This window comes from Colwellia sp. Bg11-28, from assembly GCF_002836245.1.
GTDB lineage: Bacteria > Pseudomonadota > Gammaproteobacteria > Enterobacterales > Alteromonadaceae > Colwellia > Colwellia psychrerythraea_A.
In genome coordinates this window covers 1,664,762-1,690,532 of sequence record NZ_PJBA01000006.1, presented here as the reverse complement: position 1 = coordinate 1,690,532, position 25,771 = coordinate 1,664,762, and the positions used below count along the sequence as shown (strand labels likewise).

Here is a 25,771-nt window from a genome sequence, read left to right as displayed (position 1 = left end):
TATTATTTGCTCAGTCTTCCCCCAAAGGGCTGATTTAGAAACGCTTTATGCTGCGTTATTGATTTTGAGAAGGGAATAACCATTCTCTTCAATCAATGCCTTGACTAAAGGCGTTTCTAATTCCAGCTGTATCCTGCATCTTCAAGTAGAACGGGTATATATAAAAAAGCCAGAGTAAACTCTGGCTTTTTAGTGTTTAGCGTATGGTTTTAGGATTTTATTTTCGCTCAGATTAAAGCCTAAAACCATCGGTATAATTCAGCTTAACTACTCAACTTGGCAAACTAAACCTTTCAAATAATAACCTTCAGGGTAATTAGAAGAAATAGGGTGATCTGCTGCTTGTTGTAAGCGCTCAACAAAATAAGCTTTTCTTTTGGCGTCCAATGCGGCATCAGCAACAACTTTTTGAAATAAGCTTGCTTCCATCAAACCTGAGCAAGAAAAAGTCAATAATAAACCACCAGGGTTTAATAGCTGCATAGCGATCATGTTGATGTCTTTATAACCTCGACAGGCGCCAGTTAACTGCGCTTTTGACTCGACAAATTTAGGTGGGTCAAGAATGATCATATCAAAGGTACGCTTTTCTTCACGGTATCTTCGTAATAATTTAAAGACATCTTCTTTAACGAAAGATACATTAGCATCCGATAGGCCATTTAAAGCGAGGTTACGTTCACCCATATCAAGAGCATCTTGTGATACATCGACATTAATCACTTCTTTGGCATTGTTTGCCGCACAGTGTAGTGCGAATGTACTGGTATAAGAAAAGCAATTTAAAACAGTCTTGTCTTTTGCGAATTTACCTGCAGCAAGTCTAGAGTCACGTTGGTCAAGATAAAAACCTGTTTTATGACCTGTAGCGATATCTACATGAATTTTGATGCCGTGTTCTTCAATGATACATTCAGTTGAGTCTTGAGGCTCTGTTAACCAGCCAGTTACAGGCTCTAAACCTTCTTTTTTACGCACATCAACATCTGAGCGCTCATAGATATGACAACCAGGGTAAAGTTCGGTTAAACAGTTAACAATGGTGTATCTATGAAAGTCCGCGCCGGCGCTAAGTAACTGACAAACAATGAAGTTATCATATTTATCAATAGTTACGCCGGGTAAACCATCAGATTCACCAGCAATTAATCGATAACCGGTTAATTTTCCTTGGCTAATAAACCAATCACGTCTTGCTTGAGCACTTTGTAATTTAGCAAAGAAAAAATCACGATCAATTTCTTCATGCTCGTCAAAGCTCCAAACTCTAATTCTTATTTGAGATTCAGGTGAATAGGCACCTTTAGCTAACCAATTACCTTTACTATCGAATACATCAACAGTATCCCCAAGCATCGGGTTACCTTTGATTTTGTTTACTGCTTTCGAAAAAATCCATGGGTGTTTACGTAATAAAGATTTTTCACGACCAACATTTAAAGAAATTCTTGCTGACATAGGTCTATACTTACTTTTAATGAATAAATAACGCTGTATAACACAAGGTCATTTATTCTGTGAAAGAGAAATTTGTGCCGATTTTAGTCAATGACTGGCTAAGGTGCAAACTTTACTGATAATAATACTGATTTAAGAAGAGAAACATGTATGAATGTTAGCTATATTGCGCATATTTCAGGAAGGGTACAAGGGGTTTATTTTAGAGCTTCATCTCAACAACAGGCCATTGAATATAGCTTAAGTGGTTACGCACGTAATTTAGCGGATGGTGATGTAGAGGTGCTCCTCTGTGGTGATGAGGAGAATATAGAGAAAATGCTGCTTTGGTTGGCCCACGGGCCAGAACAAGCAAAGGTAACCGAGATTCAACATGAGAAAGTACCTTGGCAGGAGCATCATTTTTTCTCTATAGGCTAAGGCTACTACTCAAGGTTATTATCTTTCTATTTACTAGGACTAACGCGTTATGGCTTTACAAAGCTAAAGCGCTTTAGTTTTTTACCCTCTCGTTCGATAACCTCATCGAACATGGCCAAAGGGCGCAGCCAAATATCTTCTTTATTATCCGCGGGGTGATAAACCACCATATATTCTTCAGTTTCACTATGTCTAGCAATATGGAGTACTTGGTAGTAACTACCTTTGAAGTGTTGATAAGTGCCGATTTTTAACATTATTTCATCTTATTAGTTATACCAATCCCTAGAACTATTTAATTAAGCGGAATGGTATTAGTTGGAATGGGAAGTTTAAAAGGGGTCTTTTAATACTTTATCAATAAACCATTTACCATCACGCTGGATAATGGCCAGGCGTTTAACGTCTTTCATACGATTGTTTTGATAATAGCCATCAAAGTAGATGGTGATATTTGCATTGTCTTTAAATTGCTCACGTACTTTAACACCAGCACTATCTGGTTTTATTTCAACTTTGTCGTAGGACATATTAAATAAGTGTCGAGCTACTGCTCCAGGCGAACGGTAATGAAGAATAAGACGTGCTAATTGAGGATTACAAACAGAGGCCGCTTTTTCAACGTTCTTTTCATTATAAAGGGCGTCAAAGAAGGCTATAGCAACTAGTTCTGGATCATCAACCGCGGTTATTTTCTTCGAATTATCTTCACCACAAGCTGTTAATAAAGTGATTGAACATAATAACAGTGCTAAAAGACTGTTTTTTAAATAGGGCATGCAAGTAAATCAAAAAAGGTGGGGTTATTATTCAATAGTAGCGTAATTACTTTGCTAAAGTGAAGCTAAATATTAGCGCTAATTTTTAAAAAATAAAAGGCACCTAGGTGCCTTTTATAAAATAGAAGTATAAATTTATGTCAGTAACATATTACTGAACAAGTTCTTTATCGCTAAAGGTTTCAGTAAAAAGTGCACTTGATAAGTAACGCTCAGCTGAACTCGGTAATATCACTACGATATTTTTACCTTTATTTTCAGGACGTTCAGCAAGACGTTTTGCTGCAATAACAGCTGCGCCAGATGAGATACCAGCAAGAATACCTTCTTCTTTCATCAAACGGTGTGCCATAGCAAAAGCATCTTCATTTGAAACCAGTTCAACAGCATCGACCATATCAAGATCTAAATTGCCAGGAATAAAACCAGCACCTATACCTTGAATCTTATGAGGACCAGGTGTTAATTCTTCACCAGCAAGCGCTTGAGTAATCACTGGAGAATCTGTAGGTTCAACGGCTACTGTGGTAATTGCTTTACCTTTAGTTAACTTAAGATAGCGGCTTGTACCTGTAAGAGTACCACCCGTTCCAACACCAGCAACAAAGATATCAACATTACCATCGGTATCGTTCCAAATCTCTGGACCGGTAGTTTCTTCATGAATTTTTGGGTTGGCAGGGTTATCAAATTGCCCTAATAATACATACTTTTCTGGATCTGAATCTTTAAGCTCTTGCGCTTTAGCAATAGCACCGCCCATACCTTTAGCACCATCGGTAAGTTCAACTTTTGCGCCTAACGCAGATAATAACTTACGACGTTCTAAGCTCATAGTGCTAGGCATAGTCAAGGTAATGCCGTAGCCACGTGCCGCAGCAACAAATGCTAATGCGATACCTGTATTACCACTTGTTGGTTCTACAATTTCTTTTCCAGGGGTTAATAAACCTTTTTCTTCAGCATCCCAAACCATACTAGCGCCGATACGACATTTAACACTGAAACTTGGATTTCTGGCTTCAATTTTGGCATAAACATTAGCGCCATTTTCAGCATCAATCACGCGGTTTAATTTAACTAAAGGTGTATTACCTATAGCAGTGGTGTTGTCTTCGAATATTTTAGACATAGTGGTTCCTGTGAATTAGTTACTTTAATAGCTTAATGGTAGCTAGTTGTTATGAAAAAAGAAGTGATATTTTGTTATAACTTATACTGCTATATAGCAAAAAGGTATAGAAAGCTCATTTTCTGATATTACACAAATGTATCATTAGTACTAGGTTCTTTTTGCTTTTAATTGTAAGGAACCTTGTTGGTCAAACAATGATAACTCTTCATTATGAACTTGAAAGCGTTTAACTTTGCTAAGAGATTGTAACAAAATAGCTTCTTGCTCCATCAGTGAAGGAGAACACATTTTTCGAGTGGTTGCTATCGGGGAAATCTTCAAGGTGTTGTTTTGCGTGATATAGCTGGTTGAAATACTATTACATGATGCTGAGCCTGTTAGTTTATTTTCTTCAGTAAAGACTAATTGAGCCTTACTATTACTAATAACAGGTTTACCGTGAATCGAACTAACAATCCAGCTTCCTGGTAATTTTTCTGGAGATGGCAGAGCGGAGGAAGTATTACAAGCGGTTAGTGTTGTCGACATAGCAACTAATAGTACAAGTTGTTTGATATATTTCATAGATATTCCTATATTGCGCTTTGATTCTTAAAATATCAAAACGCGTAAATTATTATATATCCGCTCCAGCTGAATCATGCATCTTCAAGTGGAACGGGTATAATGCCAGTGTTATGCAATTACATATAAAACTCAAGTGTGTAGTGAGTTATGCCCAGACATTAATTATTCTGAGTTGGATGTTATATAGTAATACAAAATACCTTTTATGAATCAGATGAAGTTGTTGGTCAATAAAAGTTGTTGGCGTATAATCTTACTTTTTGTTATCCCCGTTACCTATTAAGGAATAGACTTTGCCTTTCTCTCTAATCGATATTTTAGCTTTATCTGTTTTTATTGTTGCTTGGTATGGCTATACCGTATTTGCACGCAGAAAAGCGAAGACAACTGATTGCATTGCACGCTCATTACATCAGCATAGAATTCATTGGATGTATGAGGTTATTTCGCGTGAAGTGAGGGTTTCAGAAGCCGCTTTACTCGCCAACTTAGAACGTAACATTGCTTTTTTTGCTTCGAGCACCTTGCTAATTCTGGCTGGTATTTTTACCTTGTTTGCAAAAGTAGAAACGTTAGAGATAGTTATTTCATCATTACCTTTTGCGGCTGAGGTAAATCACTTAGCGATACAGTTAAAACTCAGCTTATTAGCTTTTATTTTTGTACTTTCTTTTTTCCAATTTACGTGGTCGATGCGCCAATACGGGTTTTTGAATGTAATGATAGGAGCCACGCCTTTTGATCTTTCAGGCACAAATGAGAATTTAACGGCGTATGCGAAACAAATGGCTATTGTTCAAGATCAAGCTGCTCACTCTTATAACTACGGACTAAGATCTTATTACTTTGCTTTAGCTGCTATGTGTTGGTTTTTCCATCCCTTTTTATTGATATTTATGAGCTTGTGGGTTGTTTATACTTTATATACACGAGAGTTTAATTCTAAGGCTGTTAAAGCAATTACGGCCGCGCAGAGTTTGTTACATCAAGAACGCCAGTTAAAAAATGAGAAAACACCGAGTGCCTAAACAATATCAAGAGTATTCTATTGAAGATTTTGACAAATTTGATTGCTTAAAATTATCAAAACGTTTTTATTTAGTGTTGTTATTTGTCTTGCGAGGTTATTTAGTCTGGCTTATGTCGGTCACTAATATGAAAGATAGAGTGGCGACCATGCAATGGATATACCCAGAAACAAACTTGTTTTTTTTGAGTTTAGCGTCAGGAGTTATTGGTTTATTTGTTGTGGTAATTATCAGCTTACGTCGGCCAAACTCAGCAAATTGGGTAAAAGTGATTTGGCCTTATTGTCGAACAATGTTGGTGATGGCGTTAATATTTGATTTTAGTATTAACCTTATTGGCTTTTTCTATTGGCAGTTAACTTCGATGTTATGGTTAGTTTGCCAAGGACTGATAGTATCTGCGTTAATTGCCTTATGTTTTACCAGTAAGCGTATGCAAATTAACTTAATCGAATTCCCCCAAGCGTTACCCGAAAAATAATGATCAAAGCTGAATTTAAGAAATAATGTTAACCGTGAAAAATATTACAGAGAAGGCTCACCAGTGAACAATATAACCGATACTCAAGACTCAGAGAAAGATAAGCGATTAATCATTTTAGATACTGAAACTACAGGTATCAACCCGAGAGAGGGACATCGTATTGTAGAAATTGGTTGTGTTGAGATGATCAATCGTCAATTAACGGGTCGAACATATCACGCCTACATAAAACCTCTTGATCAACGTGGCCAAGTCTTTCAGATGGAGCAAGAGGTTATTAATATTCATGGTTTAACCAATGAATTTCTTGCAGACAAACCCATTTTTTCCCAAGTTGTACACGAGTTTATTGATTTTATTCGTGGTGCTGAGTTGGTTATACATAATTCCAAGTTCGATGTTGGCTTTATGGATCATGAGTTTTCTTTGTTTAATTCAATGGGACGCAGCCAAGATAAAGTACCGATGACTGAAGACATCTGTACTATTACCGATACCTTGAAAGTCTCAAAAGATGAACTGGGCTCTCCAAAAACATTAGATTACTTAGCGAGATTTTACCGAGTAGACAAGTTAGTAGACCGGACATATCACGGGGCATTGATTGATGCCCAATTATTAGCGTATGTCTACATTGAGATGACGCGTAAGCAATCAAGTTTCAATTTGTCGTCAGGTGATGGCACTAATGCCGATGCTAATGCAATCAGAAGAGTATCGTCGACTCGTAATAAATTAAAGGTTATTGCTGCTTCGGCCGATGAATTAGTAGCACATACAGAACGGGTAGCTGTAATCGGTAAAAAAGGAGGGGATCCACTTTGGAAATAAATAAGCATCATTGTTGCAACTTACCATTAATCAAAGCATCAAAGCTGATTGTTTTTATGTTGTCGTTTATTGCAGCATCTAATGCTGGGGCATTTGTTAATAGTGATATAGAAAGTAAGACTGAAAATAATAAGCTTAATAAAACTACTGTTGAATATTATCAAAAAGATAATATAACTAATCAAATACCATATTTTGATAATCGGTTTCGTCTTGATGCTGATTTAGAAGAAATAACGTTAATATTTTATCGTAAAAGCGGCAGTACCCCTATTATTCTCATCAGACCTGATGGTAGTAAAATCAGAGTTAACCAATTTGATCATGAGAAAGTTCAATGGTTTGATGACAGTACTTTTGACATGATTAAGATTAAAAAGCCCATGCCGGGTCCTTGGCAAGCAGTAGGTGATATTTTACCTAATAGTCAGATATTAGTAATCTCTGATGTAAAAATTGCCGTTGAGCCTTTACCAGACATAGCCTTTTCGGGTGAGACACTAAAAGTTGAAGGTAAACTGTTCAATGGCAATGATGCGATAGAAAGTCCACATTTTAAAAATGTTGTCAAATTAGATGTTAACTTTTACAGCACCAATAATTCAAATCATGAAAACTTTGGCGCAGATGCGATTAAAGTAACGTCTTTTCGGGATGATGGTCATGGCTTAGATGAATATGCGAATGACAATACGTTTACAGGGGAGTTTATCCTAGACTTTGCCCCTGGAGAGTGGCAGCCCGTTTACTTGGTGAAATTGCCAATGACAACGCGTGAGCTAAGACAGACACCCATCTTATTACATAAGATACCGGTTGAACTCAGTGTTGTTAAATCTGAAGACCCGGAAAAGCCTCATCAATTGCTCTTAGCTATAGATCCTAGTCATGTCGATCCTAATAGTCTTGTGTTCCAAGGGAAGTTGACTTTTCCAGACCGACAAACTGAAGCTTTTTCTATTATGGAAGAAACAGGGGAAAGCAGAACTGCCACTATTACTAATACAGAGCCAGGTATATACCGAGTAAATGTCAGTGCCTTTGGAAAAACCATTTCAGGACGAGAGTTTCGATTAGTCGTACCCGAGTTCAGTTTTAATGTAGAAGAAATTAACCAGTTGCTTAATACGGACCGTCAAGTGAATGTTGATGGAACAGTTTCAATAATTGCAACTGCCGATGAACTACTTATTAAAGCCGAACAAGATAGAGCAGAGGCCTTGTTGGTGCAACAACAAGCGAAAGATGAAAAAGATCAAGAAACTATTATAATTATCGCCGCTGGTAATAGTGTCATTATCCTCATTGCTCTTGTTTTGTTTTTTACTTTACGACGCAAAAAAACAAAAAGTAAATAAAGTAATAGCCGCATGGCATTAAATTTGGCGATATAGATAAAAATAAGCTTGGATTTTCATCATATTGCTCGTCAAATGCTCAAGCAGTAATTTTTATTAAAAAAGGTGTTGACTGCGCCGCGTCATAACCGTATTATCTCGCCGCATTCAACGACATGTTGTTGAAGCAAGTAAAGGTCGCAATAGTTGAACTCGTTCAATTAATGTGATTTAGAACAAAAGATGCGGAGTGGTAGTTCAGTTGGTTAGAATACCGGCCTGTCACGCCGGGGGTCGCGGGTTCGAGTCCCGTCCACTCCGCCAATTTTGTTTGAAATCATCATAGTTGATGCGAAGAGAGCTTCGTTAAATACTCAGAGCAAAAAACAGCGGAGTGGTAGTTCAGTTGGTTAGAATACCGGCCTGTCACGCCGGGGGTCGCGGGTTCGAGTCCCGTCCACTCCGCCAATTTTGTTTGAAATCATCATAGTTGATGCGAAGTGAGCTTCGTTAAATACTCAAAGCAAAAAACAGCGGAGTGGTAGTTCAGTTGGTTAGAATACCGGCCTGTCACGCCGGGGGTCGCGGGTTCGAGTCCCGTCCACTCCGCCAATTTTGTTTAAAATCATCATAGTTGATGCGAAGAGAGCTTCGTTAAATACTCAAAGCAAAAAACAGCGGAGTGGTAGTTCAGTTGGTTAGAATACCGGCCTGTCACGCCGGGGGTCGCGGGTTCGAGTCCCGTCCACTCCGCCAATTTTGTTAAAATCATCATAGTTGATGCGGGTTGTAAGTCCTGCTAAAATTTACGCAGTAAAAAAGGTTATAATTATTGAACAAAGTTCATTGAGTATAACTTGCAAACAAAGATCGCGGAGTGGTAGTTCAGTTGGTTAGAATACCGGCCTGTCACGCCGGGGGTCGCGGGTTCGAGTCCCGTCCACTCCGCCAACTTTGTTCAAATCTATAAATATTTCATCTTAGATATAAAATCCCATATTTATTCAATTATTTTGATATAACCTCTCTACTTTATTCTTTTAAAACTATTTCCTTTAAACCCTTCAGTACATATAAAATTAATACTTAGCATCCCGCTATTTTACTAAATACTTTACTGCCATATCTCATAACGTTTTTGCTCTTAATCAATCGCTTCTTATTTAAAAATTATTAGTGCCGAATTCAGTGATTCTAATTAAGTAATTTATCTTTTTACCTTCTCTGATAGTTGAAAGATAAATGCATTGCCACCTAATCAAACAACTTCCATTTAGCTAAAAATATTAAATTATTGCTCCTTTACGTATGATTTACAGTAATTAAGTATCTTTTAGCTATTAACAAAATACTGATAGTATCAATTTATTTATAACATATTCAATGACTTAAATAAAAACACAAAAAACGCTTGAATTAGTGGTATGACCAGTGCTTTAATCTACTTATATAATTATAAATAGAACATTAAAGTTGTGGAGTAAATAATGCTAAGTTATAAAGCACCGATAGCCGATATTAAATTTTTGATTGAAGATGTTTTCAATTATTATGATCATTATAAAAAATATGAAGAATTTGAAGAAGCCAGTCCTGATTTAGTTGATGCAATTCTACAAGAGTGTGCAAAATTCTGTGAAAATGAACTACTGCCTTTATACCAAAGTGGTGATAAAGAGGGTTGTCAGTTTGATAATGGCAAAGTAATTACACCAAAGGGTTTTAAAGAAGCTTACCAGCAATATGTTGATGGAGGATGGTCTTCATTATCACACCCATTAGAGCATGGTGGCCAAGGGTTACCACCTTCATTAGGCTTAGTTCAATCAGAAATGACAGGTACAGCCAACTGGTCTTGGGCAATGTACCCAGGTCTTAGTCATGGGGCAATGAATACGATTGATGCACATGGCAATGATAAGCAAAAAGAGCTGTATTTAACACGCCTAATTCAAGGTACTTGGACAGGTACTATGTGTTTAACTGAGCCTCAATGTGGTACTGATTTGGGACAAGTTAAAACGAAAGCAGAACCCAATGGCGATGGTACTTACAATCTGACCGGTACAAAAATATTTATTTCTGCGGGTGAGCATGACTTAACCGATAATATTATCCATATCGTATTAGCAAGATTACCTGATGCACCAAAGGGTACACGTGGTATATCTTTATTTATCGTACCTAAAGTAAAAGCTAGTCAAGATGGTACCTTAGGTGATTTTAATAATGTTACCTGTGGCTCGATAGAAGATAAAATGGGTATTAAAGCGTCTGCGACAGCGGTGCTTAATTTTGATAATGCAGTAGGTGAGCTGATAGGTCCAGAAAATAAAGGCTTAGAATGTATGTTCACCTTTATGAATACAGCACGACTTGGTACAGCGTTACAAGGCGTTTGTTCAGCAGAACTTGCTTTCCAAAATTCTTTGATTTATGCCAAAGAGCGTTTATCAATGCGTTCTTTAACCGGCAAAAAGTTTCCTGAACAAGTTGCTGACCCAATTATTGTTCACCCAGATGTTCGTAAAATGCTGATGACTCAGAAAGCAATTTCAGAAGGCGGTAGGGCAATGATTTATTACACTGCCAAAATCGTTGATGATATTTCTATGGCGAAAACAGAAGAAGAGCGTCAAGCGGCAGATGATCGTTTAGGTTTTATAACTCCTATATTAAAAGCGTTTCTAACTGAGCTTGGCTCTGAAAGTGCTAATCACGGTTTACAAATATTTGGTGGCCACGGTTATATAAAAGAGTGGGGCATGGAGCAAATAGTGCGAGATGTAAGAATCTCTACACTGTATGAAGGAACTACAGGGATACAAGCGCTAGATTTATTAGGCCGCAAGATATTAATGACACGCGGTAAGTCTTTAAATGACTTCTCTAAAGAAGTGCTTGGTTTTTGTAAAGATAATAGCTTAATTTCGAGTAACCCACATAAACGTCAAATGAATCGCTTTATTTGGCCGTTAAGTAAGTCTATTGCTAATTGGCAGCAGTACTCAGTACGCCTAGGACTTAAAGCTAAGTCTGATAGAGACATTGTTGGCTCAGCTTCAGTTGATTTCCTAATGTATTCTGGTTATGTCGTTATGGGATATTTTTGGGCTCAAATGGCACAATCAGCCTATGAAAAATTAGCTGGTGATGTTGAAAACCGTGACTTTTATCGTGCGAAAATTAAAACGGCTGAATTCTATTTTGAACGTATATTACCTAGAACAAAATCTTTAGCAAAAACTATGATGGTTGATCCAAAAAGCTTAATGCAACTGGACCAAGAGCTAATGTCTTTTCTTTAACATTAAAGAAAACTACTAAGCTTTACTATAAAAATGCACGGTTTTAACCGTGCATTTTTGTTTAACTAATTTTTCTTGTTTTAAGCTCGCTAATATAGCTCTAAGCTGACCAAGAACTTAATCCGTTTGTTATTCTTATTTTATTGACATAATCCAAGCAATTATTCTGCGTGTTGTTTGTTCAATTAACTCACTATCTATATTTATTTGCTTTGTAAGCTGACCATATTGAAGTTGAGAGAATACGGTATACATTATTTTGGCATCAAGCTCAGGGTTAACTTTGTTGAAAAATTGGCATAGCTGCTCGTAAGGTAATAGTTTTACTGACTCATGCTCTTTAACAAGCACACATAACTCAGGTGTTACTTGAATCTCGGTTAGCATCAATTGTTCTACAGCCAATGATATAGCTTGATGTTTGATATTATCAATTAAATGTTCAGAAGCCATTTCACTCAATTGTAAACACAACTTTTCTTTCACTATCGTTTTTCTCAACTCATTTTTTTCTATATCTATAACCACGATAAAAGCTGCTTTTAAGAAAGTATCTGTGCGGGATAAAATACGTTCTGAGTTTAATCTAAAAGCTTGATGAATAAGCTCTTGAATGTCTTTAAAGTAATAGGTTGTTAATGATAGTTGTAAGTCCGCATTGCTAGCAATAGCTCTATGGGTAGTACCTTTAATGCCATTGAGCGCTAAAACCTCAATGGCTGCAATAAGAATCTTTTCACGGGTTACTTCGCCTTTAGAGCGGGGTTTTATTGGTGATTTATTGTTAAGTTCAGCCAGTTTTTGGGTGTTTATGTCTTCTACAGGCATCTTGTGCTCTATTTTTATTATTACATTGTTAACCTTATCGTAACATTTTATTAACCCGTGGTAATAATGAAAATGAATTTATTTGCCGCTAACACAAGTTAAATTAATTAGTGCTAGAGGCAAGAATACTTATTAATTGTAGGAAATATCTGTTCAGTGAACTTGCTATGCAGAACCTGAAAATGCGGTCATGTCTTTACTATCAAAATCATCAACGGCAATTACCCACTGACGCCCAACCTCGGCCGTTGTTAATAATTCAGCCTCTACTTTTGAAATAATGTTATTAGTAAGTCCGAGCTCAGCTACTTTATCTAGGTGATAAAAAGGTAGTTTTTTATTTAATTCTCGGCATACTTTTTCATAAATAGGCTCGCAACTAATGATGTCTTCAAGTACTTGCTCTAACCTGCCAAAAATATTATTGCCATCACGGGTTAGGTATTGTCCTTGACCTAATCGAGTACGTGCGGAGCCAGGGGTTTGTAATAATTGTGCTACTTTATGTGATATTTCATCGTTAGGTTTTTTTAACCAGGTACCTAAAGGGAATATGATCACGCGTAATAATTTCCCAACAATTTTATTAGGAAAATTACTAATTAACTCATCAATAGCATGTTGGATATTGTAGAGACAATCCTCTACAGCCCATTGTACTAGAGGAAGGTCAGCAGTATTTCTTCCTTCATCATTATAGCGTTTCAAGGTCGCGCTCGCTAAATACAGTTGACTTAGTACATCACCTAACCTTGCTGAAATTCGCTCTTTACGTTTTAAATCTGCACCAAGTGATAACATAGAAATATCTGAAAGCATGGCTAAATTGGCACTAAAACGTGTCAGTAATTGATAATAGCGGCGTGTCCCATCATCATATGGACTGCCTAAGAAACGTGAACCGGTAATTGAGCACCATAAACTACGGCTAATGTTACTGAGACTAAAACCTATATGACCAAAAAGGGCATGGTCAAAATCATTGAGCGCTTGTTCATTATCACTATTATTTGCTGCTTCTAATTCTGCTAATACGTATGGGTGGCAACGAATAGCACCTTGACCATAAATTATCATACTGCGAGTAAGAATATTGGCTCCTTCAACCGTCACAGCAATAGGTGCGCCTTGATAACCACGCGCTAGGTAATTATTCGGTCCCATACAAATACCTTTTCCGCCATGAATATCCATCGCATCAATAATAGAAGAACGCATTTTTTCAGTAAGATGGTATTTAGCTATGGCTGAAATAACAGAAGGTTTTTCTCCCAAGTCGATGGCACCCGTTGACATCGTTGTGACAGCGTCCATTAAATAGGCATTAGCACCGATACGGGCAAGTGGCTCTTCAATACCCTCCATTTTACCTATTGGCATCTTAAACTGCCGTCTTATGCGGCTATATGCACCTGTAGCTAACGCTGCGGTTTTAACACCGCCCGTGCTATTAGAAGGCAATGTAATTGCGCGCCCAACAGATAAACACTCCACTAACATACGCCAACCTTGTCCTGCCATGTCTGAACCACCGATTATAAAATCTAGTGGGACAAAAACATCTTTCCCTTGGGTTGGTCCATTTTGAAAAGGAACGTTTAGGGGAAAATGCCTACGACCAATCGTTATTCCTTCAATATCAGTTGGGATAAGTGCACAAGTAATACCTAAGTCTTCTTGCTCAGATAGAAGATTATCGGGGTCTTGTAATTTAAAGGCTAATCCAAGCACTGTAGCGATAGGGGCAAGGGTGATGTAACGTTTATCCCACGTCAACTTCATTCCTAAAACATCTTCTCCGTTAAATTGCCCATGACATATAACACCATAATCAGGGATAGATCCTGCATCGGATCCTGCCTCAGGACTTGTTAGCGCAAAACAAGGTATTTCTTCACCTTTCGCTAGGCGAGGTAAGTAGTAATCCTGCTGTTCTTTTGTACCGTATTCCTGTAATAATTCACCAGGACCTAATGAGTTTGGAACACCGACCGTGCTGGCAAGAACCGAGCTCACGCCGGTGAGTTTTTGCAATACTCTAGATTGAGCATAAGCTGAAAATTCTAATCCACCATATTGTTTTTTAATAATCATGGCAAAAAATTTATTTTCTTTTAAGAACTGCCATATTTCTGGTGGAAGATCAGCAATTTCATGGGTAATATACCAATCGTTAACCATGGCACAAACTTGTTCAACAGGCCCATCTAAGAAGGCTTTTTCTTGTGAACTCAGTCTAGGGCGAGGGTAATTGTGAAGTTTCAGCCAGTCAGGGTCACCACGAAATAAATCTGCATCGAACCAGGTGGTGCCAGCATCGATAGCTTCTTGTTCTGTCGAAGACATTTGCGGCATTATTTTTTTAAAAATAGCCAATAAAGGCATACTAATAAACTGCTGACGAATATTATCAATATTTATCGGCAAGGCTATGACAGCAAAAAGTAACCAAGAAACTATGCCGATTATGTTAAATAAAGACCCTAACGCCATTAGAGCGGCAAAACATAAGGTAAAACTTGATAATGATGCCCTTGTATAGCTCATAAACCAAGTTAGGGTTAGCGCGACGATTAACCAAATAATAATATCCACAAGGATTTCCTTTTAGTGTATGTTTTATGTAAAGAGAAATGAGAGAAAAAGTATTTGAATTTAAAATAATTTTTAGTCAATGATATACTCTATTTATAGAATAAATTGTAGGTTTAGCCAAGCACAATCTACTTTATAAGTGCTTGGTTGTATTAAGAGGTTAAAAAATGTGTGAATTGTTAGCAATGAGTGCCAATGTACCAACTGATATCTGTTTCAGCTTTAGTGGTTTAATGCAACGTGGTGGTAATACTGGGCCTCATCGAGATGGCTGGGGTGTAACTTTTTATGAAGGTAAGGGCTGTCGTAGTTTTAAAGACCCTAAGCCAAGTGCACAATCTCCAATAGCTGAGCTTGTTACAAAATATCCGATGAAAAGTGAAGCGGTGATTTGTCATATTCGACAAGCTAATTCAGGTAAGGTTTGTCTTGAAAATACTCATCCATTTGTTAGACAAATGTGGGGAAGAAACTGGACCTATGCACATAACGGTCAATTAAAAGACTTTGAGAATGAGCTGCCCATTGAATTTCATTTACCTATTGGTACAACCGATAGTGAACATGCCTTTTGTTGGATACTTGACCAATTGCATCTTGAGTTTGGCGCCAAGCAAGTTGACGCAGAGTTATTGTTTGATTTTATAGCTTCATTGGCGGCAAGGATAGATACGCTTGGCGTTGCGAATATCATTATCACTGATGGAGAATATTTATTCGCCTATTGCTCAAATAACTTACATTGGCTTACTCGCAGAGCGCCTTTTGGTCAAGCAAGCCTTATTGATGCTGAAATGGCAGTCGACTTTCAAAAAGAAACTACCAGCAATGATGTTGTGACTGTGATTGCGACCAAACCACTGACGGATAATGAAACCTGGCACAAAATGTTGGCAGGACAATGGCAATTGTTTTGTTTAGGAAAACTGGTTGCGGGTGATCTTATTTGTCAAGAAAAAGCGTAAATAATAAAAAGAATGCTACGCAATATATAGGGTTTGTTGATCTTTCGAAATTGTTTTTGCAGTGATTTGTTGGGTATTTATACAAGGCAGAGCCTTTGTAATGTGGTTGTTCAGGACAATATGCTCCTGCATTATCTAATAAGCGACATCCATGTCGCGTCACATAAAAAGGCAATAACGACGTAAAAATGACCAACAAACGCTGTCCGAAGGATTCGGCTAAAAGCGTCTTACTCTTTGTTGAGTAGAATTTTCTTAGAATGACTAGGCTACACACTACTCGCCGCGATTAAGACGCTATTATCTCGAACAAAATTTATTCGCGAAAGATCAACAGACCCTAATGTTTAGCATTCTTTTAATTAATGTCATAAAAGCTCCAAGCGATAAAACGGCTTATCTTCTGTCCTTGAGCCATATCAATGACCTTTATTTGTTTAGCATCAGACTTCTTTAAGCTAAGTTTAAGCTTGGACAAATGATCTTTCTTGGAGACCAAACAGGTAAACCAAAGTACTTGCTTTTGATAAGCCTTACTTTCTTTAATCATCTTACCAATAAAAGCTAGCTCTCCACCTGGACACCAAAGTTCAGCTTTTTGTCCACCAAAATTGAGTGTTTTATCTTGATTTTTTGAAGAATGATTACCTTTATTTAAATTCTTTATTTTACGTGTTGTACCTTTACTGGCTTCAGCCAATGAACTGTGAAAGGGAGGATTACATATGGTTAAATGATAGAACTCATCTTCAGCTATTATGCCGTTAAATATATGATTACTGTTGGGTTGTAGTCGACAGTTAATATTTCTATTTAATGATTTATCAGCTGAAATAATGTGTTTTGCTACTTTAATTGAAATTGGGTCAACATCAGAAGCGACAAAGTGCCAATCATATTCTCTTTGACCTAAAATCGGGTAAATACAACTTGCCCCAGTACCTATGTCTAATACATTGATAGGTGTTTTATTTGGTAGTAAGGTCTTTGGAGTTGCAGCTAACAAATCTTGAAGGTGGTGGATATAATCGACTCTTCCAGGGATAGCTGGGCAAAGATAACCATCAGGTATATCCCAAAATTTCACATGGTATTCGCTTTTTAATAAAGATAAGTTAAGCGCTTTTACAGCTTGGGGATTAGCAAAGTCGATTGTATCTTGATTATTATATTGATTTTTTATAATAAATTGTAATAAATCAGGGTGAGCTTTAACTAAAGCCGTAAAATTATATCCCTGGTTATGGCGATTTTTTTTATGCAAAGTAGGACCGTTGTAATGAAAGAATAATTTAAATAGAAGCTTGTTTAAATATTATTTGGCTTTTGGCCAACTTTAAAATAACCATTGCTGGTAAATTGCACCGCTTGTTGGCGTTTTTTACCTAACAATATAGGTCCATCATCCATGAACAAGAAGTTTTTCCAGCATCGTTGGAAGGTAAGCCAGCTTGTTTCAATGACGTTATCTCGAGAGCTACAGTAGTAAACAACGGTATTTTGATCCCAGTCTAAATGGCTTTCTATTAGTTGTGGAAGTGCTTGGTCATTGCTATCCCAAATACCTTCCCATTTTCCTTGCTCTAACCAATTATTGTTATCTGAAGGCCAATCACCTTTTTTGAAAAAATCAGGATGATCTACCTGACGAGAGATAAAGGTGTCCCATACAATATTTGCTCGTTCAATACTCATAGGTTTTATTTTGGCTAAATCATTTTCTGCAATAGGTAAACTTTTATGCTTGAAAATCCAGGCATTTTTTAAACTTTCTAACGGTAGGTAATTCATTAATATTGCTCAAAAAAGGAAACAGCTTAATTATACCCAGCAATAGCCAAATAAAAAAGCGATACATAGCCAAACAGTAAGGAGTTAGCGTTAATAGAGATAAAAGCCAGTTAATTACTCCGCTGTTTTCTATTTATGATGACTGTTCAGTAACATTGTTACTGCTGATATTTGCGATTCTATAGGCATCAAATGCTGCGATAGCCCAGATGATTAAAAGTAAGTAACCAATAGTCGTCAGATTAGGGTTATCCAAAGCGCCTTGATTAATTAATGCTTGGCGAATGGCTGAAACCTCCATGGGAATTTCTCCTCGAATGATACTATCGATCACTTGCTGAGTTTTATCATGTATATCTTTTACTAGCTCCAGTAACAAATAAGCAAAACTAACAATAAAAGCAATTGCTATTGCATATTTCTTTAAAACTAAATGGCCAATCCCTGGGAAAACGAGTAATGATAATAAGGTAACTTTGGTGGTTTGTTTCATGTTTTAATCGCAAATAATACTATCTAAGTGAGCAGTATCTTATCCTGAACGGTTAGTCTAATACATACTAACCGTAACTTTATAGAATATTGGCACTGGGTTTTAGCCGTTTAATATGAATTTACAAGCAATAATCAAACGACCGTTTAAATAATAATAAAAACATGTATACTCGAATTGTTAAAATAAATAATATTTTGTCTAACGATTATTTAAAATAAAATTAGTTAGTTACGATTTGAATGAAAGTGATTACTATTGGGGTTCTTAGCTCATTGGTACATAAAATCTAAGTTAAAAAGATATATGTTAAATCCTAGTAACATAAAATTAACGCTTGTTTAATTTTTGTTCAAATGGTAATTTATTAAAAATAAAAATAAAAATAAAAATAAGAATAAAAAAGGATCAGTAATGCCATTAGCTGCCATTCGCCAGGATGATGAAGATGAACATCTGCCCGAAGCAAAAGTTGATCAACAAACTATATCACTCGCGGGATCTGAAGAAGCATTAGCAAGTGTGAATTCTTCTATCGCTGAAGATAAAGAGGAAGAACCCTATTACCATTACACAGTCGATACTAAAGATCCTGATCCTTGGTTAATTGTGCATCGAACCAAAATAATTATTTTTGTTATTTTGGCTGCCGCAGCAGTAGCAGGTAGTATTTTTTACAAAGACCTCAAATTAAATGAACAAACCAATGCAATGGTCGCTGAACCACAGTTAAATGATCTTTATTATGTCGATTTCCGCGTCATCAAAGATAACCTTCGGCCAACCGAAAAATTCAGAATGGCGAAAGTTACCGATATTACTGGGGATGTGGTAACCATTAACTTTAGTAGTTATTTTTATCTTCAAGAACATGAATTAAATGAAGCTATTCGATACGCACAGCTAAGATTCGAAAAGTTTTTCCAAGAGAAACGTCATAATTATACTAAGACTGAACTACAAGCGTTAGTTGGGTCTGGTGCCATTGTTTTAGCACGTAGACCTGTAGGTAACATGCTTGATGGTAATGTTGTAGTTCCTGACTCTCATTTTAAATCAAGCTCTGTCTTTATTCCGGGTAAAAAAGAAAACTTTGCTGGCCTAGAGTATTTAAAGTTCGCTAAAGATGGCAATAAAGCGGCACTTGCCTTAGAAAAATTTCAAAAATCAGCTGAATTAGGTTTTGCTCAAGGACAAGTGAGTCTTGCTCAAATGTACCTTAATGGTATTGCCGTAGAAAAAGATCTTCAGGAATCACTGTTATGGTTTAAGAAAGGTGCCTTACAAGCTTATGAACCCGCAATATTAAAATATGCGATTGTTTGTCAGCAAGTTGGAAGTTGTGTCGTTGGAGACTTTTACCAAGAACTTGTACAAACGGGGGTAAATATTGAATTTACCAAGCAAGCCGATGTTAGAGCCACGACAAAAGCCTTTGAAAAAGCCTTAGAAGAAGCTGAAGCTAAAACCTAACAATAGTTATAGAATTGATTAAAGGCTTAAAATTTATTTTAAGCCTTTTTTATGCCCGAATAATAAGAGGTAACTGCAACTCTGCTACTTTTCAAATACTCGACTAAAGGGGGGAAGTGAATCGAGTAACTGTTTGCCATAACGCTTAGTTACTACGCGTTTATCCAACAAGGTAATAACCCCTTCATCCATTTCATTTCGTAACAACCTACCACATGCTTGAACCAATTTTTTTGATGTGTCTGGTACTGATAGCGTCATAAATGGATTACCTCCCTTGGCTGTAACATATTCGGCCTGTGCTTGTTCAACAGGAGAGGTAGGCACAGAAAAGGGGAGTTTAGTAATAATTAAGTTATTAAGATAATCGCCAGGTAAATCAAGTCCTTCGGAGAAACTTTGAGTGCCAAAAATAATACTTTCTTTGTTATCATCACAACGTTTTTTATGTAGCGCTATTATTTGTTGGCGTGATAATTCGCCTTGAACCATAATTTCAAGTTTATGATCTTCCCTCAATGCTAGTGCAACCTTATTCATCTGCCAATAAGAAGAAAAGAGCACTAAACTTGCGTTGCCTTGTTTGAGATACTTTGGCAATTTAGCAATCACTTCATCCGTAAATTCAGGAGCACTGGCTTCATTATCCATTTTTGCAATGACGAGTTGTGAATTGTTTTGATAATCAAAAGGCGAGTCGACTTGTTGATACTGACTACCATCATTATTTTTTAAACCTACTTGAAAACGAAAATGATCAAAGGAGTTTAATGCACGTAATGTCGCAGAGCAAAGGACAGCGCCTTCACATTGACTCCACAACATATTCTCTAGGGTAAAACCAACTTCTATTGGCGATGCACTTAATAAGTAATCTTGACGTTTGAGGGTGATTTTTTCCAACCAACGTGCCATCGGCGCACCCTTATCACTATCTGATTTGGCATACATAAACCACAGTGATTGTAGGTTCTCTAAACGCTGAAGCATAAAGCCAGCTTCTGCAAGTAATGGCTCAGCGACATACATTTGTGTATCGCCATCCTTTACCGCCTCAATGAGTCCGTTATAGAGTTTATTTAAATGTGATAACGATTTCTTACTTAGGCTTTGTAGATCTTCAGCCCAGTTCTTTAAGGTTTGAGGAATGATGCCATTTTCAAATCGATAAACTTGCTCATCATTTTTTGAATTTTTAGTAAAGTTATTATTTTGGGCGGATGATTCATTTTCCAAAAAATATACATTCGCATTAGCTTCAATAAAATTAATGACTTTTTGCATTTCCACTAATAAATCTTGGCAATCATCTCCCAATTTCAATGCCGGAGAAATGGAATTTTTTGACTTAATCAATTTAGCCATTTTATCGCCGGTATCTCTGAGCTTAGTTAGCCATTCAATTGAACCTTTTAAGGTGATACTCGCACTTGAAAAATCGCGAGTGACTTTAGGTAGATGGTGTGCTTCGTCAATAATATAAAAAGTATCCTCAGGCGGTGAGAGTATTTTACCACCACCGAGTTCTAAATCTGCTAATAACAAACTATGATTTACTACTAATACATGAGCTTGGTCCATGGTTTCACGTGCTTTGTGAAATGGGCAGTGGGTATGCTCAGATAAGTTTTTTAAACAGCTATGTTTATCACTTTGAACTTGATGCCAAATATGTTGAGGTAAATGTGTCTCCCAAGAATCTATATCGCCCAACCAACTGCCATCAAGTAATGCTTTATGCATTTTATTGAGGGTTCTAATATCTTTAGCATCAGGCTTTTCGGCAAAGGTAAATCCCGCTTGTGCAGGTTCATTGCCAGAGCCGGTTGTAACAGCCAGCGTTAATTTTTGACGACAGACATAACGCTGTCTTCCCTTTGCCAGGGTAAAGTCGAAATTAAGACCGGCATACTTTTTTAGGAAAGGTAAATCTTTATCAACTAACTGCTCTTGCAGTGCGACAGTAGCCGTTGAGATGCAGACCTTTTTATCACGAGCAAGCGCAAGTGGGATAGCTCCAAGACTATAAGCAAGTGATTTACCTGTTCCGGTACCCGCTTCAATGGTAATTATTTTTCTGTCTTTGCTGTATTCACCCGCTAAGGTTTTTGCGATTTCAGCGATAAGTAACGTTTGCTGCTTACGTGGATTGAAATGCGTTAAATTCTCGCCTATGGCTTTATACGCCTGACGAATTGCTTGTTTTAACTTATCAGATAACATTGTTGCTAGTTTCCAAAAAACAGGAGATCGGTTACACTGCTGTATATATTAACAGGTTTGGTCGTGTCGGACGAAAAATTTAACCATAAAATGACAAATTTAAAAACAGCAGGCATACAGAATGGTTTTTTATTGACCCGACAGGTGCAAGATAAACGCACTGGGTTAGTAATAACCTTATGGCTGAAGACTGATGCCGGACCCGTTAAGTTAGAAGTAACTAATGAGTTAGCGGTATTCTTTGTCGAAGTAGAGCATCTAGAAACGGCTAAATCTATCTTAGATGACCAACGAATATTACTTGAGAAGCATCAAGTTTTATCGTTAAAAACCTTTACTCAACGTGATGTTGCTGCCTTGTATTTTTCGAGTATGCGAAGCTTCTATCGTGCTAGAGATGCTTTAAAGTCTCAAAATATAAAATGTTATGAAGATGATATTCGCCCTGATGATCGTTTTTTGATGGAGCGCCATATAACAGCAGATATTGACTATCTTGGTAATCATCAGCTGTGCGGAGATTATCAACTCACCAAACAAGTTAAATGTAAGGGAGCAACAATAGAGCAACAACATAGTTTAACTATGCTTTCTATCGATATAGAGTGCTCTATGCAAGGTGAGTTGTACTCTATTGGTTTGTATGCAAATAACAATCACACAGTCTTTAAACGTGTGTTAATGATTGGCGAATCTCAGCCAGATGCTGATAGCTATATTCATTGGCAAACGGATGAAAAACAATTATTACAGCAATTTATTCGAGAAGTTAACCTGTTCGATGCCGATATCCTTATTGGTTGGAATGTCATTAATTTTGATTTCATGCTTTTACAAAAACGATGTGACCTTCATGGCATTCCTTTTTCTATAGGCCGTGATAGCACCTGTCCTTACTGGCGTAAAAATGCCAATAATACCGATCAGAACTTTATCGAAATAGCGGGTCGTGTAGTTCTTGATGGTATCGACTTATTAAAAACTGCCACTTACAACTTTTCTAGCTTCTCATTAGATAATGTCTCCCATAGCTTACTTGGTTTAGGAAAGAAGGTGGCAGATGTTGAAAACCGAGTGCAGGAAATTACCGATAATTTTAATCATAACAAATCTGCATTAGCAGCATATAATCTTGAAGACTGTCGTTTAGTCTGGTTGATTTTTGAAAAAACTCGGTTACTTGATTTTGCTAAATTAAGAGCACAACTCACGGGTTTATCTATTGATAGAGTAGGTGGATCTGTTGCAGCCTTCACCAATCTGTATTTACCTAAGTTACACCGAAGTGGTTACATTGCGCCCAATATGGGCGATGGTGAATCTGGCTTAGTGTCTCCTGGTGGTTATGTCATGGACTCCAAACCGGGCTTATATAAAAATGTACTGGTGCTTGATTTTAAATCATTGTATCCGAGTATTATTCGTACTTTTAAAATAGACCCGATGGGACTTATTGAAGGACTTAAAGCGGTCAGTGAGCAAAAATCAGCACACAGTAAATCTGAAAAACTCAGTGATGATTGTTTTGATGATGTAATTCGTGGTTTTGACGGCGCTTACTTTTCTCGAACGGAACATTTTTTACCAGATATCATCAAGTCACTTTGGTTAGAACGTGATAAAGCAAAATTGCAAAAGGATGCCGCTTTATCTCAAGCGATAAAGATAATTATGAGTAGCTTTTATGGTGTTTTGGGTTCAACAGGCTGTCGTTTTTTTGACCCTAGGTTATCAGGGTCAATTACCAAAAGAAGCCATGAAATTTTAAAAAAAACCAGTGTTTGGATTGAAAAGTTAGGGTATCAAGTCATTTACGGTGATACCGATTCTATTTTTGTTTCTATCGGCGCCGAGAAAACCAAAACTCAGGCAAAGCAGTTAGGTGCAGAGTTACGGTCATATATAAATGATAAGTGGCAAAATAGACTAAAGCGTGATTTTGACATTGAAAGCCAATTAGATATTGAATTTGAAACGCATTTTACTAAATTTTTGATGCCAACCATACGTGGAATCCATACGGTAAAAGATCAAAAAAGTATTGGTACTAAAAAACGTTATGCCGGTGTTTCTGATGGTGAACTTGTATTTAAAGGCTTGGAAACTGTACGCAGTGACTGGACTGATTTAAGTAAAGATTTTCAGCAAGAGTTATACCGACTGATATTTAATGATCAACCTATTGAGGGTTACATTAAAAAGATAGTTGATGAACTAAAACAAGGGCTTCATGATGAGAAGCTGATATATAAGAAAAAAATCAGACGAAAACTCAGTGATTATGTAAATACCCCACCGCACATAAAAGCAGCATTATTGGCTAATCAAAAGCTTAAAGAGCTAGGTGACAAGCCGACCTATAAACACCGCAGTTTAATTCGATATGTTATTACACTTGATGGGGTTCAACCATTAGAATTTAATACCAGCAAACTAGATTATGATTTTTATGTAGAAAAGCAACTCAAACCGATAGCGGATGATATATTACCTTTTATTGGTAAAGATTTTGAGTCAATTGCCGGCGATCAGATGGGTCTTTTTTAAAGGGTCACTAAACGCTAGCATCGCCATTAATATTAATGCACATTAATTATGAAGCTAGTGTTTATTTTCAAATTTTTTCTAACAATTCCTAGCCAGTTGAGTTGATTCAGGTTATAAATACATTATAAAGTTTTAGATGGCTAGATAGCTGAAAGTATTATGCATGCCCCTAAAGTTAAATCCCTTTAATGGAAGTGAATATGAAACAAGATACTAAAATAGTAAATGCTGGACGTAGTGCTAAATGGACTAATGGGGTTGTTAACCCTGCGGTAACACGCGCATCTACCGTGGTATTTAATACTGTCGCAGAGATGAATAATGCTGTGGCCAACCGACATAATCAAACCATGGTGTATGGTCGTCGAGGTACTACGACTTCTTTTGCTTTTAGCGATGCGATGACTGAGTTAGAAGGCGGAGCAGGTTGTGCTTTATATCCTTCAGGTACTGCAGCTATTACCAATGCTATTTTAGCTTTCGTTAAGCAAGGTGATCACATCTTAATGGTTGATAGTGCTTATGAGCCTACGCGTGATTATTGCGATAAAATATTAGCTAAAATGGGTGTTAGTACCACCTATTATGATCCTATGGTTGGTGCTGATATTGAAGCATTGATTCAAGATAACACCTGTCTAATTTTCTTAGAGTCACCAGGCTCTATTACCATGGAAGTACAAGATGTTCCTACTATTAGCGCTATAGCACATAAGCATGATTGTATCGTTATGCTTGATAATACTTGGGGCGCAGGTATTAACTTCAAGCCGTTTGATTATGGTGTTGATGTAAGTATACAAGCAGCAACCAAATATATTGTTGGTCATTCTGATGTAATGTTAGGCACAGCGACAGCGGTAGAAAAATATTGGCCTCAACTGAGAGATTACAGTTATTTGATGGGACAATGTACCTCTCCTGATGATCTATACCTAGCACTTCGGGGCATTCGTACTCTTGGGATAAGATTAAAACAGCACCAAAAAAGTGCAACTAAGGTAGCTCAATGGTTACAAGAACGTCCAGAAGTCGCTAAAATATTACACCCCGCGTTTGAGTCATGTCCAGGTCATGAATTTTTCAAACGAGATTTTGAAGGCTCTAATGGTTTATTTTCTTTTGTACTTAACTGCGGTAATAAAGAAGCATTAACAGCATTTTTAGATGGTTTACATCATTTTAAAATGGGTTACTCATGGGGAGGTTTTGAAAGTTTAATTTTAGGTATCACTAATGTAAACGCTATTCGAAGTGCGACTACATTTGATTGTGAGTTTCCGCTAATTAGACTACATATCGGTTTGGAAGATGTAGACGATTTAATTGAAGATTTATCGAAAGGATTTGAGCGTTTTAATCAAGTACTTGCCAATTCATAGAGTATAACGAGTACTATTGGCATACTGGAAAGATAGCTAAGACCGGTATTACGGTGCTTAGCTAGTTATATTGAACATTACTTTTCAAGTAATGTTCAATATTTTATAAAAGCTGCAAAATATCAGA

At 37.0% G+C, this 25,771-nt stretch carries 22 protein-coding genes and 5 tRNA genes; 15 read left to right on the top strand and 12 right to left on the bottom strand.

Annotation, left to right across the window (positions count from 1 at the left end):
• Positions 1-267 precede the first annotated feature (267 nt).
• Entirely contained in the window at positions 268-1,458 is a 1,191-nt protein-coding gene (locus tag CXF79_RS14610) for a class I SAM-dependent methyltransferase (RefSeq protein ID WP_011043066.1), read from the bottom strand.
• A gap of 150 nt (positions 1,459-1,608) precedes the next feature.
• On the opposite strand from CXF79_RS14610, the gene CXF79_RS14605 reads away from it, so the two are divergent.
• The gene (locus tag CXF79_RS14605; protein ID WP_011043067.1) at positions 1,609-1,878 is read left to right on the top strand and encodes an acylphosphatase; all 270 of its coding nucleotides are present in this window, start codon (positions 1,609-1,611) and stop codon (positions 1,876-1,878) included.
• A gap of 47 nt (positions 1,879-1,925) precedes the next feature.
• On the opposite strand, the gene CXF79_RS14600 is transcribed toward CXF79_RS14605, so the two are convergent.
• The 4 genes from CXF79_RS14600 to CXF79_RS14585 form a co-directional block, all read right to left on the bottom strand.
• A complete protein-coding gene (locus CXF79_RS14600; RefSeq protein WP_101155802.1) occupies positions 1,926-2,135 on the bottom strand; it encodes a DUF1653 domain-containing protein in 210 nt (69 codons plus the stop codon).
• 75 nt (positions 2,136-2,210) lie between these two features.
• Positions 2,211-2,657 (bottom strand): hypothetical protein, encoded by a 447-nt coding sequence (locus CXF79_RS14595; RefSeq protein ID WP_011043069.1) that lies wholly within the window; start codon positions 2,655-2,657, stop codon positions 2,211-2,213.
• Between the two features lie 151 nt (positions 2,658-2,808).
• Positions 2,809-3,789 (bottom strand): cysteine synthase A, encoded by a 981-nt coding sequence (cysK, locus tag CXF79_RS14590; protein WP_101155800.1) that lies wholly within the window; start codon positions 3,787-3,789, stop codon positions 2,809-2,811.
• A gap of 150 nt (positions 3,790-3,939) precedes the next feature.
• The gene (locus CXF79_RS14585) at positions 3,940-4,356 is read right to left on the bottom strand and encodes an META domain-containing protein (RefSeq protein ID WP_011043071.1); all 417 of its coding nucleotides are present in this window, start codon (positions 4,354-4,356) and stop codon (positions 3,940-3,942) included.
• Positions 4,357-4,652: 296 nt separating this feature from the next.
• Between CXF79_RS14585 and CXF79_RS14580 the strand changes: the two genes are divergently transcribed.
• From CXF79_RS14580 to CXF79_RS14535, 10 genes are all read left to right on the top strand, one after another.
• Entirely contained in the window at positions 4,653-5,387 is a 735-nt protein-coding gene (locus CXF79_RS14580) for a DUF599 domain-containing protein (protein WP_011043072.1), read from the top strand.
• Positions 5,365-5,868 carry a DUF2919 family protein gene (locus tag CXF79_RS14575; RefSeq protein WP_101155798.1) on the top strand — a complete coding sequence of 168 codons (504 nt, stop codon included), beginning with the start codon at positions 5,365-5,367 and terminating at the stop codon, positions 5,866-5,868. The genes CXF79_RS14580 and CXF79_RS14575 overlap by 23 nt, the downstream gene beginning before the upstream one ends.
• A 63-nt stretch (positions 5,869-5,931) precedes the next feature.
• The gene (gene dnaQ / locus CXF79_RS14570; protein WP_011043074.1) at positions 5,932-6,702 is read left to right on the top strand and encodes a DNA polymerase III subunit epsilon; all 771 of its coding nucleotides are present in this window, start codon (positions 5,932-5,934) and stop codon (positions 6,700-6,702) included.
• On the top strand, positions 6,693-8,060 hold the full coding sequence (locus CXF79_RS14565; protein WP_101155796.1) for a TIGR03503 family protein: 1,368 nt from the start codon (positions 6,693-6,695) through the stop codon (positions 8,058-8,060). The genes dnaQ and CXF79_RS14565 overlap by 10 nt, the downstream gene beginning before the upstream one ends.
• Before the next feature lie 226 nt (positions 8,061-8,286).
• Positions 8,287-8,363: transfer RNA gene (locus CXF79_RS14560), tRNA-Asp, on the top strand.
• A 67-nt stretch (positions 8,364-8,430) separates the two neighbouring features.
• A tRNA-Asp gene (locus tag CXF79_RS14555) sits at positions 8,431-8,507 on the top strand.
• A 67-nt stretch (positions 8,508-8,574) separates the two neighbouring features.
• Positions 8,575-8,651 (top strand) — tRNA-Asp (locus tag CXF79_RS14550).
• A 67-nt stretch (positions 8,652-8,718) separates the two neighbouring features.
• A tRNA-Asp gene (locus CXF79_RS14545) sits at positions 8,719-8,795 on the top strand.
• A gap of 118 nt (positions 8,796-8,913) precedes the next feature.
• Positions 8,914-8,990, top strand: a tRNA-Asp gene (locus tag CXF79_RS14540).
• A 536-nt stretch (positions 8,991-9,526) separates the two neighbouring features.
• Positions 9,527-11,347 (top strand): acyl-CoA dehydrogenase C-terminal domain-containing protein, encoded by a 1,821-nt coding sequence (locus CXF79_RS14535; protein ID WP_101155794.1) that lies wholly within the window; start codon positions 9,527-9,529, stop codon positions 11,345-11,347.
• Between the two features lie 135 nt (positions 11,348-11,482).
• Here CXF79_RS14535 and CXF79_RS14530 read toward each other — a convergent pair whose 3' ends face one another.
• A complete protein-coding gene (locus CXF79_RS14530) occupies positions 11,483-12,175 on the bottom strand; it encodes a TetR/AcrR family transcriptional regulator (protein WP_101155792.1) in 693 nt (230 codons plus the stop codon).
• 165 nt (positions 12,176-12,340) lie between these two features.
• Positions 12,341-14,770, bottom strand: a complete 2,430-nt coding sequence (gene fadE, locus CXF79_RS14525) for an acyl-CoA dehydrogenase FadE (RefSeq protein ID WP_101155790.1) — start codon at positions 14,768-14,770, stop codon at positions 12,341-12,343.
• Positions 14,771-14,937: 167 nt separating this feature from the next.
• Here fadE and CXF79_RS14520 point away from each other — a divergent pair, with 167 nt between their 5' ends.
• Positions 14,938-15,735, top strand: coding sequence for a class II glutamine amidotransferase (locus CXF79_RS14520; RefSeq protein ID WP_101155788.1), 798 nt, complete (start codon positions 14,938-14,940; stop codon positions 15,733-15,735).
• Here the strand turns inward: CXF79_RS14520 and CXF79_RS23680 are convergent.
• The 4 genes from CXF79_RS23680 to CXF79_RS14500 form a co-directional block, all read right to left on the bottom strand.
• Entirely contained in the window at positions 15,713-16,012 is a 300-nt protein-coding gene (locus CXF79_RS23680) for a hypothetical protein (protein ID WP_101155786.1), read from the bottom strand. The two genes, CXF79_RS14520 and CXF79_RS23680, sit on opposite strands and share 23 nt — an antisense overlap.
• Before the next feature lie 81 nt (positions 16,013-16,093).
• Positions 16,094-16,999 (bottom strand): 23S rRNA (adenine(1618)-N(6))-methyltransferase RlmF, encoded by a 906-nt coding sequence (gene rlmF, locus CXF79_RS14510; RefSeq protein ID WP_101155784.1) that lies wholly within the window; start codon positions 16,997-16,999, stop codon positions 16,094-16,096.
• A gap of 44 nt (positions 17,000-17,043) precedes the next feature.
• Positions 17,044-17,526: a DUF2947 domain-containing protein gene (locus CXF79_RS14505; protein ID WP_011043083.1), complete on the bottom strand. Its 483-nt coding sequence runs from the start codon at positions 17,524-17,526 to the stop codon at positions 17,044-17,046.
• A 133-nt stretch (positions 17,527-17,659) separates the two neighbouring features.
• Positions 17,660-18,019 (bottom strand): hypothetical protein, encoded by a 360-nt coding sequence (locus CXF79_RS14500; RefSeq protein WP_101155782.1) that lies wholly within the window; start codon positions 18,017-18,019, stop codon positions 17,660-17,662.
• Positions 18,020-18,433: 414 nt separating this feature from the next.
• Here CXF79_RS14500 and CXF79_RS14495 point away from each other — a divergent pair, with 414 nt between their 5' ends.
• Complete coding sequence (locus CXF79_RS14495) at positions 18,434-19,492, top strand: tetratricopeptide repeat protein (protein WP_101155780.1); 1,059 nt, start codon at positions 18,434-18,436, stop codon at positions 19,490-19,492.
• A gap of 84 nt (positions 19,493-19,576) precedes the next feature.
• On the opposite strand, the gene dinG is transcribed toward CXF79_RS14495, so the two are convergent.
• Complete coding sequence (gene dinG / locus CXF79_RS14490) at positions 19,577-21,715, bottom strand: ATP-dependent DNA helicase DinG (RefSeq protein WP_101155778.1); 2,139 nt, start codon at positions 21,713-21,715, stop codon at positions 19,577-19,579.
• A gap of 90 nt (positions 21,716-21,805) precedes the next feature.
• Between dinG and CXF79_RS14485 the strand changes: the two genes are divergently transcribed.
• On the top strand, positions 21,806-24,262 hold the full coding sequence (locus tag CXF79_RS14485; RefSeq protein ID WP_101156345.1) for a DNA polymerase II: 2,457 nt from the start codon (positions 21,806-21,808) through the stop codon (positions 24,260-24,262).
• A 200-nt stretch (positions 24,263-24,462) separates the two neighbouring features.
• Complete coding sequence (locus CXF79_RS14480; RefSeq protein ID WP_011043088.1) at positions 24,463-25,644, top strand: cystathionine beta-lyase; 1,182 nt, start codon at positions 24,463-24,465, stop codon at positions 25,642-25,644.
• Positions 25,645-25,771: the final 127 nt, after the last annotated feature.

Coding starts and splice junctions, on each gene's coding strand:
- CXF79_RS14610 (WP_011043066.1), bottom strand. CDS start 1,458: ATGTCAGCAAGAATTTCTTTAAATGTTGGTCGTGAAAAATCTTTATTA.
- CXF79_RS14605 (WP_011043067.1), top strand. CDS start 1,609: ATGAATGTTAGCTATATTGCGCATATTTCAGGAAGGGTACAAGGGGTT.
- CXF79_RS14600 (WP_101155802.1), bottom strand. CDS start 2,135: ATGTTAAAAATCGGCACTTATCAACACTTCAAAGGTAGTTACTACCAA.
- CXF79_RS14595 (WP_011043069.1), bottom strand. CDS start 2,657: ATGCCCTATTTAAAAAACAGTCTTTTAGCACTGTTATTATGTTCAATC.
- cysK (WP_101155800.1), bottom strand. CDS start 3,789: ATGTCTAAAATATTCGAAGACAACACCACTGCTATAGGTAATACACCT.
- CXF79_RS14585 (WP_011043071.1), bottom strand. CDS start 4,356: ATGAAATATATCAAACAACTTGTACTATTAGTTGCTATGTCGACAACA.
- CXF79_RS14575 (WP_101155798.1), top strand. CDS start 5,365: ATGAGAAAACACCGAGTGCCTAAACAATATCAAGAGTATTCTATTGAA.
- CXF79_RS14535 (WP_101155794.1), top strand. CDS start 9,527: ATGCTAAGTTATAAAGCACCGATAGCCGATATTAAATTTTTGATTGAA.
- CXF79_RS14530 (WP_101155792.1), bottom strand. CDS start 12,175: ATGCCTGTAGAAGACATAAACACCCAAAAACTGGCTGAACTTAACAAT.
- CXF79_RS14520 (WP_101155788.1), top strand. CDS start 14,938: ATGTGTGAATTGTTAGCAATGAGTGCCAATGTACCAACTGATATCTGT.
- CXF79_RS14505 (WP_011043083.1), bottom strand. CDS start 17,526: ATGAATTACCTACCGTTAGAAAGTTTAAAAAATGCCTGGATTTTCAAG.
- CXF79_RS14500 (WP_101155782.1), bottom strand. CDS start 18,019: ATGAAACAAACCACCAAAGTTACCTTATTATCATTACTCGTTTTCCCA.
- CXF79_RS14495 (WP_101155780.1), top strand. CDS start 18,434: ATGCCATTAGCTGCCATTCGCCAGGATGATGAAGATGAACATCTGCCC.
- dinG (WP_101155778.1), bottom strand. CDS start 21,715: ATGTTATCTGATAAGTTAAAACAAGCAATTCGTCAGGCGTATAAAGCC.
- CXF79_RS14485 (WP_101156345.1), top strand. CDS start 21,806: ATGACAAATTTAAAAACAGCAGGCATACAGAATGGTTTTTTATTGACC.
- CXF79_RS14480 (WP_011043088.1), top strand. CDS start 24,463: ATGAAACAAGATACTAAAATAGTAAATGCTGGACGTAGTGCTAAATGG.